Annotated in this window: 10 protein-coding genes; 4 read left to right on the forward strand and 6 right to left on the reverse strand. The window is 42.4% G+C overall.

Going from position 1 to position 12,508, the window contains the following annotated elements; all coding sequences use genetic code 11:
- The 3 genes from pyrH to rpsB all read right to left on the reverse strand — a co-directional run bounded on the left by pyrH (position 1) and on the right by rpsB (position 2,595).
- Positions 1 to 750, reverse strand: coding sequence for a UMP kinase (pyrH, locus tag EJ103_RS11245; protein WP_039972186.1), 750 nt, complete (start codon positions 748 to 750; stop codon positions 1 to 3).
- 159 nt (positions 751 to 909) lie between these two features.
- On the reverse strand, positions 910 to 1,761 hold the full coding sequence (tsf, locus tag EJ103_RS11250) for a translation elongation factor Ts (RefSeq protein WP_126007691.1): 852 nt from the start codon (positions 1,759 to 1,761) through the stop codon (positions 910 to 912).
- Positions 1,762 to 1,866: 105 nt separating this feature from the next.
- Complete coding sequence (gene rpsB, locus EJ103_RS11255; protein ID WP_004586918.1) at positions 1,867 to 2,595, reverse strand: 30S ribosomal protein S2; 729 nt, start codon at positions 2,593 to 2,595, stop codon at positions 1,867 to 1,869.
- Positions 2,596 to 2,833: 238 nt separating this feature from the next.
- Between rpsB and map the strand changes: the two genes are divergently transcribed.
- The 4 genes from map to EJ103_RS11275 all read left to right on the forward strand — a co-directional run bounded on the left by map (position 2,834) and on the right by EJ103_RS11275 (position 9,733).
- Positions 2,834 to 3,652, forward strand: coding sequence for a type I methionyl aminopeptidase (gene map / locus EJ103_RS11260; protein ID WP_223230592.1), 819 nt, complete (start codon positions 2,834 to 2,836; stop codon positions 3,650 to 3,652).
- A 266-nt stretch (positions 3,653 to 3,918) separates the two neighbouring features.
- Positions 3,919 to 6,537: a [protein-PII] uridylyltransferase gene (glnD, locus tag EJ103_RS11265; RefSeq protein ID WP_126007693.1), complete on the forward strand. Its 2,619-nt coding sequence runs from the start codon at positions 3,919 to 3,921 to the stop codon at positions 6,535 to 6,537.
- A gap of 9 nt (positions 6,538 to 6,546) precedes the next feature.
- Positions 6,547 to 7,374 carry a 2,3,4,5-tetrahydropyridine-2,6-dicarboxylate N-succinyltransferase gene (gene dapD / locus EJ103_RS11270; RefSeq protein ID WP_126007695.1) on the forward strand — a complete coding sequence of 276 codons (828 nt, stop codon included), beginning with the start codon at positions 6,547 to 6,549 and terminating at the stop codon, positions 7,372 to 7,374.
- Positions 7,375 to 7,702: 328 nt separating this feature from the next.
- Positions 7,703 to 9,733 (forward strand): BCCT family transporter, encoded by a 2,031-nt coding sequence (locus EJ103_RS11275; protein WP_126007697.1) that lies wholly within the window; start codon positions 7,703 to 7,705, stop codon positions 9,731 to 9,733.
- Positions 9,734 to 9,820: 87 nt separating this feature from the next.
- On the opposite strand, the gene EJ103_RS11280 is transcribed toward EJ103_RS11275, so the two are convergent.
- From EJ103_RS11280 to megL, 3 genes are all read right to left on the reverse strand, one after another.
- Positions 9,821 to 10,165 (reverse strand): 4a-hydroxytetrahydrobiopterin dehydratase, encoded by a 345-nt coding sequence (locus EJ103_RS11280; protein WP_004586913.1) that lies wholly within the window; start codon positions 10,163 to 10,165, stop codon positions 9,821 to 9,823.
- Positions 10,166 to 10,203: 38 nt separating this feature from the next.
- A complete protein-coding gene (gene phhA, locus EJ103_RS11285) occupies positions 10,204 to 11,001 on the reverse strand; it encodes a phenylalanine 4-monooxygenase (protein WP_126007699.1) in 798 nt (265 codons plus the stop codon).
- A gap of 237 nt (positions 11,002 to 11,238) precedes the next feature.
- Positions 11,239 to 12,420, reverse strand: a complete 1,182-nt coding sequence (gene megL, locus EJ103_RS11290) for a methionine gamma-lyase (RefSeq protein ID WP_126007701.1) — start codon at positions 12,418 to 12,420, stop codon at positions 11,239 to 11,241.
- Between the last annotated feature and the right edge of the window lie 88 nt (positions 12,421 to 12,508).

The following is a 12,508-nucleotide window of genomic DNA, read 5'->3' on the forward strand; positions in this document are numbered from 1 at the left end:
TTATTTGATTACTTCATCTGAGGCTTGTGAAGAGATAAGTGTGCCTTCTTCTTCACCCATAATTACGCGTTTTAAGGCGCCTGATTTATTCATGTTAAATACGCTCAGTGGCATATTATGATCGCGAGCGAGTGTAAACGCCGCTAAATCCATTACTTTTAGTTCTTTATCAATAATCTCATTGTAGCTTAAGTGACGGTAAAGCGTGGCTTCTGGGTTTTTAACCGGATCATCACTAAATACGCCATCAACCTTAGTCGCTTTAATTACAGTGTCGGCTTCAATTTCAATACCGCGTAAACACGCAGCAGAATCGGTAGTGAAGAACGGGTTACCCGTACCTGCTGCAAAAATAACAACGCGGCCAGATTTTAATAAGCTAATTGCCTCAGCCCAGTTGTATGCATCACATACACCGTTTAGAGGGATTGCCGACATTAAACGACAATTAACAAATGCACGGTGAAGTGCATCACGCATTGCAAGGCCGTTCATTACGGTTGCAAGCATACCCATGTGGTCACCAACTACGCGGTTCATGCCAGCTTCTGCTAGTGATCCGCCACGTAAAAAGTTACCACCGCCGATAACCAAACCCACTTCTACGTCGAGTTCTACCAGCTCTTTAATTTCTTGGGCCATACGATCTAGCACTTTTGGGTCGATGCCGAAGCCTTCGTCTCCCATTAAAGCTTCACCACTTAATTTGAGAAGAACACGTCTAAAAATAGGTTTACGATTGATAGTCATAGTATTGGGGCCAACTTTTTATTAAATTATGGGTAAAAAATAACCGCGCTTATGATAAACATAAAAGCGCGGTTATTTTAAAGAATTTCTAAGCGTGACGCAAAAGCAAATAGTACTTTAATGGCATCTAATTTCCTTATGCATCACAAATAGTTAATCTTACTCGCCTTTTGCAGCTGCAATTTGAGCAGCAACTTCAGCAGCAAAATCTTCTTCTTTCTTCTCGATACCTTCACCAACTTCTACACGTGCGAAGCTAGTAACTGTTGCGTTTTTCTCTTTAAGAATTTCGCCAACAGATTTTTTAGGCTCCATGATGAAAGCTTGACCAGTAAGAGAAACCTCACCAGTAAATTTCTTCATGCGGCCAACAACCATTTTTTCAGCGATTTCAGCAGGCTTGCCTTCGTTCATCGCGATGTCGATTTGAACTTGCTTTTCTTTTTCTACAACGTCAGCAGGTACATCTTCAGGCGTTAAGTACTCTGGGTTTGAAGCAGCAACGTGCATTGCAATGTGCTTAAGTGTTTCTTCATCAGCAACACCTGCAACAACAACACCAATACGATCACCGTGACGGTATTCAACAAGTGTTTCACCAGTGATGTACTGAAGACGACGTACGTTGATGTTTTCACCAATTTTAGTTACTAGCTCAACACGGTCTTCTTCAAACTTAGCTTGTAAGTCTTCGATAGTGATTGTTTCAGCGATAGCAGCGTCAGCAACTTTGTTAGCAAACGCTAAGAAGCTTTCGTCTTTTGCTACGAAGTCAGTTTGACAGTTAACTTCTACTAGTACTGCAACACCATCGTTTTGCTTGATGATGATAGTACCTTCAGCAGCAATGTTACCTGCTTTCTTAGCAGCCTTTGCAGCACCGCTCTTACGCATGTTTTCAATCGCTAACTCGATGTCGCCATCAGTTTCAGTTAACGCTTTTTTACAATCCATCATGCCAGCGCCAGTACGCTCGCGTAATTCTTTAACTAGGGCAGTAGTTACAGCCATTAGTAAATCCTCAAATCTGAAATCAGGTATTAGATAAGCGGGTAAACCGCTCTACAAGAATAGCAAGTCTTCACCTTAAAAAGATGAAGACTTGATGACAGCTAATTACTCAGCTTCTACAAAGTCGTCTTTCTCAGCTTGAGCAACGATGTTGTTCTCACGACCTTCAGTGATAGCAGCTGCAACAGAGCTAGTGTAAAGGTTAATTGCACGGATAGCATCATCGTTACCAGGTACGATGTAATCAACACCGTCTGGGTTAGAGTTAGTATCAACGATTGCAACAACTGGAATACCTAGGTTGTTTGCTTCACGGATAGCAATGTGCTCGTGATCAGCATCGATAACGAAGATAGCGTCTGGAAGGCCACCCATGTTTTTGATACCGCCAAGGCTCTTTTCAAGCTTTTCCATTTCGCGAGTAAGCATTAACGCTTCTTTCTTAGTTAACTTCTCGAAAGTACCGTCTTGGCTTTGAGCTTCAAGGTCTTTAAGACGCTTGATTGACTGACGAACTGTTTTCCAGTTAGTTAACATACCACCTAACCAGCGGTGGTTAACGAAGAACTGGTCGCTTTGTAAAGCAGCTTCTTTAACTGCTTCGCTTGCTGCGCGCTTAGTACCAACGAAAAGAACTTTACCTTTGTTTGCAGCAGCACTTGATAAAAACTTAAGTGCGTCGTTGAACATTGGTACTGTTTGCTCAAGGTTGATGATATGTACACGGTTACGTGCGCCGAAGATGAAAGGCTTCATCTTAGGGTTCCAGTAACGTGCTTGGTGACCAAAGTGAACACCAGCTTGAAGCATATCGCGCATTGAAACGTTTGCCATTTTGTAAATCCTCTATGTAGTTTAGGGTTAGGCCTCCACATATCCCATAGCACCAACACCGAAGTATTTAAACTTCAAATGCACCCAAGTGTATGTGACGATACGTGTGTGTGTTAAAATAAAATTGTGTTTGCCTTAAATACAAAAAATCATTTAAGAATTTATTTGTAAAAAGACGGCGCGCTTTATACCATATTAAAATTAAATACTCAACGTCGCGTGCAAAATTTGTGCGACGATAAATGTTAAAAAACGCAACTTTGGAGCCTCAATGAGCGCTGTGATCAAGACCCCTGAAGAAATTGAAAAAATGCGTGTAGCCGGGCGTTTAGCGGCAGACGTACTTGAAATGATTGAACCACATGTAGTGCCAGGTGTGACTACTGATGAGCTAAATACAATTTGTCATGATTATATTGTAAATGTGCAAGATGCTATCCCTGCGCCACTAAATTACCACGGTTTTCCTAAGTCGGTATGTACCTCTGTAAATCATGTAATTTGCCACGGTATTCCAAATGACAAACCGCTAAAAGATGGCGATAGCGTCAACATTGATGTAACTGTAATTAAAGATGGTTACCACGGCGACACCTCAAAGATGTTTCATGTAGGTACGCCTAACATTCAAGGTAAACGCCTTGCACAAGTAACGCAAGAAAGCTTATACCTTGCCATTAAAATGGTAAAACCAGGTGTGCGTTTAGGCGATATTGGTGAAGCAATTCAAAAATACGCAGAGAGCTTTAACTACTCAATTGTACGTGAATACTGCGGCCACGGTATTGGTAGCGAATTTCATGAAGAGCCTCAAGTAATGCACTACGGTAAAGCAGGTACTGGCGAAACACTTAAAGCCGGTATGTGTTTAACAATAGAGCCAATGGTTAACGCAGGTAAGCGCCAGTGTAAACTTTTAAAAGATGAGTGGACTGTAGTTACACGCGACCGTAGTTTGTCTGCACAGTGGGAACACACCCTATTAGTGACTGAAAATGGTGTTGAAATTTTAACGCTGCGATCAGATGATACTATCGACAGGATTATCGAACACTAATAAAAACCGAGCCGCTTGATAAAAAGTATTTAACCTCTAACATGGTTAATACTTAATAACATACTGAATTATATGTAATATTTGATTTATTTTTCCCAAACCGGAGATTTTCAGTGAAAACAAATCGAATTGACGCGCCAAATAGCGAGCCTATTTGCAAGTGGATTCAACACTGTTAACACTAAAAATAGCCGCTTGGGATAGACTTATTACTTAACGTTCAGGTTATTTATCAATGCTTACGGTTCAATAAGGAGCCAGCCCACGTGGCATTACCCAACAAAGTAAAAAAGTTGCTTAGCGATGCTGAGCAACTGAGCGATTATCGCGATTGTTCTAGCTATTTTTATAAGTGGTTACATAACGAATTTTCTAAGCAACCAGTTGGTAATTTAATTAATGCCCGGGCTGAGTTTATAGACCGCCTGCTAATTAAACTGTTTCATGTTTACGATTTAGCTCACGAGCCTGATCTTGCCCTTATTGCCGTGGGCGGGTACGGCCGTGGCGAGCTACACCCCTACTCCGATATTGACTTTTTATTGCTTGTTACGCAGCCGCCTAGCGAGCAAATATGCGAAAAAATAGGCCAGTTTGTTACCATGCTATGGGATCTCAATTTAGAGATAGGCCACAGTGTGCGTACCATTGAGCAAGCCATTGAGCAAAAACGTGAAGACGTTACCTTTGCCACCAGCTTGCTCGAAAGCAGGCTCATTTTTGGTAATCACATTGAGTTTGAAAAACTCAAAACGCATATTATAGAAACCCCCGTTTGGCGCTCAGGCGAGTTTTTTGTAGCCAAAGTGCAAGAGCAAAACCTACGCCATAAAAAGTGCCACGGTACTGCTTACAACCTAGAGCCAAACATAAAAGAAAACCCCGGTGGCCTTCGCGATTTACAAACCATTATTTGGGTTGCTAAAAAGCACTTTAGAGCCGAAACCCTACAAGAGCTAATTAGCCACGGCTACTTAACGCATGAAGAGTTTCAGGAGCTTTCGGAGTGTCTAGAGAACCTTTGGAATATTCGCTTTGCACTGCATTTAGCCGCTGGGCGCTCAGAAAACCGTTTGTTGTTTGACCATCAACCACACACAGCTGAAATACTTGGCTTTGGTAGCGATGGTAAAGCCTCGGTTGAGCGCATGATGAAACGCTTATTTAGAATTATGAGCCGCGTACGCGAGCTTAACCAAATGCTGCTATCGTACTTTGAAGACAGTATTATGCCAGAGAGCAGCGAAGCGCCAGTGATTGAGTTAGACAAAGACTTTGAACGCGTTGGGCACCAAATTAGGGTTAAAAACCCATCGGTATTTTTTAGACGCGATCAACTTTTTGTTTTGTTTGAGCATATTGCCGACAACCCCGAAATTACCCATATTTACCCAAGTACTATTCGCACCATTAGGCAAGTACGCAGGCGTCTATTAGGTGACTTACAAGATTACGCAGCGTGTCGCGAGGCATTCATGCGTATTGTAAAACACCCTAACGGCATGGGCCGCGCATTCACGCTCATGCACAAACACGGCATGCTGGCCGCGTATTTACCACAATGGCGTAATATATTTGGGCAGATGCAATTTGACTTATTTCATGCCTACACAGTAGATGAGCACACCCATAAATTAATCAATAATATTTACCAATATTTTGATAAATCTAAAGTGAGCGAGTTTCCTATTTGTAGTGAAATAGTAACCCGTATGGATAAGCCTGAGCTGCTTTATTTAGCAGGTATTTTTCATGATATTGCTAAAGGGCGTGGCGGCGATCACTCAGAGCTAGGCTCGGTTGATGCCATTGCTTTTTCTAAATTACATGGCTTCCCATCATCTGATGGCAAGCTTATATCGTGGCTAGTTGGTAACCATTTACTTATGTCGGTTACTGCGCAGCGTAAAGACATAAATGACCCAGGTGTTATTAAAGACTTTGCTTCGCGCGTAAAAACAGAGCGCCAACTCGATTACCTCTATTGTTTAACCGTTGCCGATATACGCGCAACCAACGACAACTTATGGAATGATTGGAAAAACACCCTACTACGCGAATTATACTTGCATACTCAGCGTGCATTACGCCTAGGGCTTGAAAACCCAATGGATCAACGCGACCAAATACGCGATAAAAAACACCAAGCTAAACAGCGCTTACTTAATTTGGGCTACCTAGAAAACCAAATTGATTTAATTTGGAGCCGCTTTAAAGCCAATTACTTTACTGCCTTTAGCGAGCAGCAAATATCATGGCAAACCGAGCACCTATTAAAATGCGCAGACTTAAGCCTACCCAGTGTTATTGTTTCTGATAAAGCAATGCATGGCGGCACGCAAGTGTTTGCTTATAGCCCATATTCTGGGCCGTTATTCGCTCGCTTAGTTAGCGTAATTGGCTCTAAAAAAGCGCAAATACAACACGCTCAAGTGCTTACTACCAAAGATGGCTACGCCCTATTTAACTTTGTAATACTTGAAGTGAGCGGCGACCCTATTGCAAGTAGCCGTGCTCAGTCAATTAAACGTGGGCTTGAGCAAGCACTTAGCGAACCACGTAAAAAAATACGCTTTAAAAAGAATCGCTCGCAACGATTTAAAGACTTTAATATTAAACCCAAAATAGTGCTGCGCCCTCATGCACGTAAAGATCGCAGCCTAATAGAAATTCAAGCTGTTGATATACCCGGTTTACTTACTAAAATTGCCGAAGTTTTCCAAGCGCATTTATTACACATTCACGCAGCCCGTATTACAACGGTAGGTGAACGTGCAGAGGATTTCTTTGTCGTATCAAATAACGAATACCAAGCGCTGACTGATGAAGAGCAAGCCAAAATTCATCAGGCATTACGTAAAAAATTCAACGCCGAAACAGAATAAGGACACACCATGTCAGATTTAAAAACCATGATAGAAAACGCCTGGGACAACCGCGATAGCATTAGCCCAAGCAGTGTATCTAGCGATGTAAAACAAGCGATTATTGACGCACTAGAGCTTCTTGATAGCGGTGCAGCCCGTGTTGCTGAAAAAATATCAGGCGAATGGGTCGTACACCAATGGCTTAAAAAAGCCGTTTTACTATCATTTCGTATTCGCGATAACCAACCAATGAACGACGGCGTAAACCAGTTTTACGATAAAGTACCGCTTAAATTTAGCGACTACACACCGGAGCAATTTCAGCAAGGTGGCATGCGCGTAGTACCAAATGCTGTAGCACGTAAAGGCAGCTTTGTAGGTAAAAACGTCGTACTTATGCCATCGTATGTGAACATTGGGGCATTTGTAGATGAAGGCACCATGGTTGATACATGGGCAACTGTTGGCTCGTGTGCACAAATTGGTAAGAACGTACACTTATCGGGCGGCGTGGGCATAGGCGGCGTTTTAGAGCCACTACAAGCTAACCCTACCATCATTGAAGACAACTGCTTTGTTGGCGCACGCTCTGAAATTGTTGAAGGTGTAGTAGTAGAGGAAGGCGCTGTTATTTCAATGGGCGTTTACATTAGCCAAAGCACTCGTATTTATGACCGTGAAACCGGCGAAATTCATTACGGCCGTGTACCAGCAGGTGCTGTAGTTGTGCCAGGCGCATTACCATCAAAAGATGGCACCCACAGCCTGTACGCGGCAATTATCGTGAAAAAAGTTGATCAACAAACACGTGAAAAGGTAGGCATCAACGCCCTACTACGCTCAATTGATGATTAAAATAAGCGATAAGCTTTTAGCTGTAAGCCCTAAGCTGATTGGTGTTAAACGTAGGTTGGGTTGAGTGAAACGAAACCCAACGACACATTAAAGCTTAGTGTTTTAGCTAAATTTAGAAAGCTCTAAGCCCTTTGGGTTTAGAGCTTTTTTGTTTAGATTAGAGTTTATCTCTTAAATAGCTAAACCGTTGGGTTTCTCTGTGCTCAACTCAACCTTAATTCAAAGCAATATACGTATACAAATAAACGACTGAATTAGCCAACACACCCAAGATATAATAAGGTAGTAAAGCATACTTGAAAGTTAGCAATTAATATTAAGGATTAATATGACAAAAACTGCTTTACGCTCAACTATTTTGCTACCGGTATTTTTGCCCGCGGTATTTATTATTCTGCTTTTGGTCATTGGTACAAGTAGCAACCCTGAACTGGCAGGGCAAGCATTCAGTGTCGCCCTCAAGTGGATAACAGAAACCTTTGGCTGGTTTTATATGTTATCAGTTGCCATCTTCTTAGTTTTCATCGTTTGTGTTGCCGCCTCCAGCTGGGGAAATATCAAGCTGGGGCCTGATCATGCGCAACCGCAATACAGCTTTGGCGAGTGGTTTGCCATGCTATTTTCGGCCGGTTACGGAGTCGCATTACTTTATTTTGGTGTAGCAGAACCCGTGCTCCATTATGCATCTCCGCCGGCAGGCGCCGCAGAAACCGTTAATGCCGCTAAGCAGGCTATGCAAATTGCATTTTTTCATTGGGGTTTTCATATATGGGCAATTTATGGGATTGTTGGTTTAGTGCTTGCTTACTTTGCATTTCGCCACGGTCTTCCGCTGTCTATTCGCTCAGCCTTGTATCCACTTATTGGTGATAAAATATATGGCCCTATTGGGCACACTGTTGATGTGTTTGCCATATTAGGCACGCTATTTGGTATTGCCACAACATTAGGGCTTTCGGTTACTCAAATTAATGCCGGGCTGCACTACTTATGGCCAAGCATCCCTATTAATAACACGGTACAAATTACCGCTATTGTTATTATTACCGCAGCGGCAACGTTTTCTGTGGTGGCAGGTATGGATAAAGGCGTGAAGCGTTTATCTATAATAAACATGACACTCGCCGTATCATTAATGGCCTTTGTGTTTTTTATTGGCCCGACTATTCATATTCTTGAATCGTTTTTACAAAATACAGGCAGCTACCTTAGCGGTATTGTTGAGCGTACTTTTAATTTACAAGCCTATAGCCGTAGCGATTGGATTGGTAACTGGACTCTATTTATATTTGGCTGGACTATAGCGTGGGCACCCTTTGTTGGTATGTTTATCGCTAAAATTAGCCGCGGCAGAACCATTAGGCAATTTGTTGTGGGCGTGATGCTAGTTCCGACTATTTTTACCTTTTTATGGTTTTCTGTATTTGGTGATACCGCGCTAAATTTAATAATGAATGAAGGGTTTAATACTTTAATAACCGATGTTCAAGCAAACCATGCCGTTGCGCTATTTCAATTATTTGAAGTGCTACCGTTATCGTTTATTATTTCGCTACTGACGGTTATTTTAATCATTACCTTTTTTGTAACCTCATCTGACTCGGGCTCGTTAGTTATTGACTCCCTCGCCTCTGGCGGGAGTATTGATACGCCGGCATGGCAACGGGTGTTTTGGGCTGTGCTTGAAGGCGCTGTGGCTGCTGTTTTATTAGTAGCAGGTGGGCTAAGTGCACTACAAACTATGACAATAGCTAGTGCCCTACCCTTTGCTGTTATTATGCTTATTGCAACCGCGGGACTTTGGCGCGCACTTACCATTGAAGGCCATCGCGATACGAGCTTACAAGCACATGCGCTCAATAGCCGTAATGTTAACCTATCTCATTGGAAGCGCCGGTTAGCCGCTATGGTTAATTATCCCAATAAGGAAAAAGTGCATACCTTCATTAGTAGTGTGGTGGTAAAAGCAATGCAAGCTGTTCAAGCAGAATTAAAAGCGCGCCAGTGGCATGCCGAGGTAGATTTTGATACTGACTTAGGCCGCGCCCATTTAACCGTACTACGCCATGAACATGTTGATTTTGTGTATGATATTCGCCTTACTGAGCACCCAATGCCAAGCTTTGCCTATACAGAGCTAAAACCGGATGCTGATAACTCCGAGATGTATTACAAGGCAGATGTTTTCTTACGCCGCGGTGGGTTATCTTACGATGTATATGGCTACAGTGAAGATGATATTGTGAAGGACATTCTTGATCAATTTGAGAATTACTTGCACTTTTTAGGTAACAGCCCCGGGGAACTTCCGTGGGATATGGCCGAACACGATGACATGTTAAATAGCGACAAACCTTAAATAAGCGCTTTATTTAACAGCGCAATTTTGATGCAATAAAAAAGGCACTGAAAAGTGCCTTTTTAGTCTGCTCAATTAATTTTTTAATTACAGCGCGTTAAATACGTCGTCTGTTTTAGCTGCGCAAATAAAATCGTTTTTGTGCAGGCCTTTAATTGAATGGCTCCACCACGTTACGGTTACTTTTCCCCACTCGGTTAATAAACCTGGGTGATGGCCTTCATCCTCTGCCATATCACCTACTTTATTGGTAAACGCCATAGCTTGCTTAAAGTTTTTAAACTTATAAACACGCTCAAGTTGCATAATGCCGTCGCGTACCTCTGGTACCCAGTCTGGAATTTTGGTAATAAGTTGGGCAAGCTCTTCCTCAGATACCTTTGGCGCATCTACGTGACAGGCTTCGCATTTTTGTTCACTTAATGAAGACATTTTAAATCCTTACTTTAGCGTTTCTTTTTAAATTAAAGTTAACCGGCTAATTTTTCTTTAGGTGGAAATTTTGGGTCGTGCAAACCAAGCGCTTTAGCTTGCTCAACCAAAGTCATAATATCCATTTGCGATATATCAAACAGATCATGAATCGAATTTATGGTGTAGTACTGTGGTTGCATAATATCAATGCGGTACGGCGTACGCAGCACATCAATTACGCTCATAGGCGTTATCTCTGGTGTATCTGAATACACGTACTGGGTTTCACCTGGGCTTGATAATATACCACCGCCGTATATACGCAGGCCGTTTTCGGTTTGCATTAAACCAAATTCAACCGTAAACCAATACATACGTGCAAGGTATACACGATCTTTTTTCTGCGCTGCATACCCTAATTGGCCGTATTTGTGTGTGAATTCGGCAAAGTCAGGGTTTGTTAGCATAGCGCAGTGGCCAAATATTTCATGGAAAATGTCAGGCTCTTGCAGGTAGTCAAACTCTTCTCGACTACGAATAAACGTCGCTACCGGAAATTGTTTGTTTGCCAATAACCTAAAAAATTCATCAAAATCGATAAGCGCAGGTACAGGCGCTACTTGCCAACCGGTGGTGGCAAGAAGCACTTCGTTAAGTTCGCTTAACTGCGGAATACGATCGTGTGGTAGGTTTATTTTTTTAAGGCCCTCCATGTACTCATCACAAGCTTTGCCTTCTATGCACGCAAGTTGGCGCGTAACAAGCTCAGACCAAATTTTGTTTTCTTCTTCGCTCCAATGAATAACACCGTTTTCATCAGGTGTTTTAGAGGTGTATTTACTTGCTTTAGCCATAATAACCTTCTTGGGGTTAAGCCCTAAATGTGTGTCAGTGTGATACTCAAGATGAGTGAATATCTAATGCAGCCATACTATGCAAAAGTGAAGAAAAGTTTAATAGTTAGGCGGATATCTACATTTAGCACGATCCCCTGAAGTGTATAGTTAAAATTACACCACCGGAATTAATATTATACAACCACTAAAAAGAAGGTGTTTAAGGTGAATTTAACTGTACATAAATAAATACGCCTAACAAATTAATGTAAAAGCTTGGTTTAAGTCGTCAATAATATCGTTAACATCTTCAAGCCCTACAGAGAGTCTTATCAAGCCATCACTTATGCCTGCGGCTGCTCGCTCCTCGGGTGTGTAAGGAGAATGCGTCATTGATGCGGGGTGCTGAATAAGCGTTTCGGCATCACCTAAACTTACAGCAAGTGTGCAAAGCTTCATGCTATCTATAAACTGCGCTCCTTGAGCAAGGCTGCCTTTAATTTCAAATGCAATAACGCCGCCTGCGGCTTTCATTTGCTTGCCTATATATTTGTTGCCAGGGTGCGATTTAAGCCCAGGGTAATAAACAATATTAACCTGTGGGTGCGCCTCTAAATATTCGGCAACCGTTTGCGCGCTTTGGCAATGGCGCTCCATGCGTATAGCTAAAGTTTTTAATCCGCGATTAATAAGCCATGCGTCGTGCGGGCTTATGGTGGCACCAATATCTTTAAGTACCGTCATTTTTATTAAGGTAATGTGCTCATGCGTTCCACACACAAGCCCCGCTACTACATCGCCATGGCCGTTTAAGTACTTAGTGGCACTGTGCACAATAATATCTATGCCGTACTGCTTAGGTGATTGCAGCAGTGGCGTTAAAAAGGTGTTGTCGACCACACTAATTAAATTATGTTGCTTAGCGAGCGCGCCAATTAAGGCTAAATCAATGACTGCCATTGTGGGGTTGAGGGGCGTTTCTACAAATATCATTTTTGAATTAGGTTTTATAGCAGCGCGAAGCTCGCCCTCGTTGGTCATATCAACAAAAGTAACTTCTATTCCCCAGCGCGGTAACATGTGAGCAAAAAACGCAAAAGTACATCCATATAATGCACTTGATGCAATTAAATGATCGCCCTGCGATAAAAAGCTTAATACCGACGCCGATACAGCGCCCATACCTGTGGCGGTAGCCGCTGCAGCTTCGCAGCCCTCTAACTGTGCTACTTTTTGCTCAAGTTCGGTGGTGGTTGGGTTACCTAGGCGGGTGTAAATATAACCGGGCTCATCGCCTGCAAAACGCGCGGCACCTTGTGCTGCATTTTCAAAATGAAAGGTAGAGGTTTGATACAAAGGCGACGTGAGTGCGCCGTGCGGATCGTTTGCTTTTTGCGGGCCATGAATACATTGGGTATTAATATGCTGCTTGCTCATTGTGTGATCTCGTTTTTATTATGTGTGTCAATTACATAAATAAAACGCACCGCAGTTTAAATCACAAGCATGCCGGATGCTCAGATGG

The organism is Pseudoalteromonas sp. Xi13 (assembly GCF_003952205.1).
GTDB lineage: Bacteria > Pseudomonadota > Gammaproteobacteria > Enterobacterales > Alteromonadaceae > Pseudoalteromonas > Pseudoalteromonas atlantica.

Bases quoted from the DNA above. Each gene is read 5' to 3' on its own strand.
- pyrH (WP_039972186.1), bottom strand. From the start codon at position 750: ATGACTATCAATCGTAAACCTATTTTTAGACGTGTTCTTCTCAAATTA.
- tsf (WP_126007691.1), bottom strand. From the start codon at position 1,761: ATGGCTGTAACTACTGCCCTAGTTAAAGAATTACGCGAGCGTACTGGC.
- rpsB (WP_004586918.1), bottom strand. From the start codon at position 2,595: ATGGCAAACGTTTCAATGCGCGATATGCTTCAAGCTGGTGTTCACTTT.
- dapD (WP_126007695.1), top strand. From the start codon at position 6,547: ATGTCAGATTTAAAAACCATGATAGAAAACGCCTGGGACAACCGCGAT.
- EJ103_RS11275 (WP_126007697.1), top strand. From the start codon at position 7,703: ATGACAAAAACTGCTTTACGCTCAACTATTTTGCTACCGGTATTTTTG.
- EJ103_RS11280 (WP_004586913.1), bottom strand. From the start codon at position 10,165: ATGTCTTCATTAAGTGAACAAAAATGCGAAGCCTGTCACGTAGATGCG.
- phhA (WP_126007699.1), bottom strand. From the start codon at position 11,001: ATGGCTAAAGCAAGTAAATACACCTCTAAAACACCTGATGAAAACGGT.
- megL (WP_126007701.1), bottom strand. From the start codon at position 12,420: ATGAGCAAGCAGCATATTAATACCCAATGTATTCATGGCCCGCAAAAA.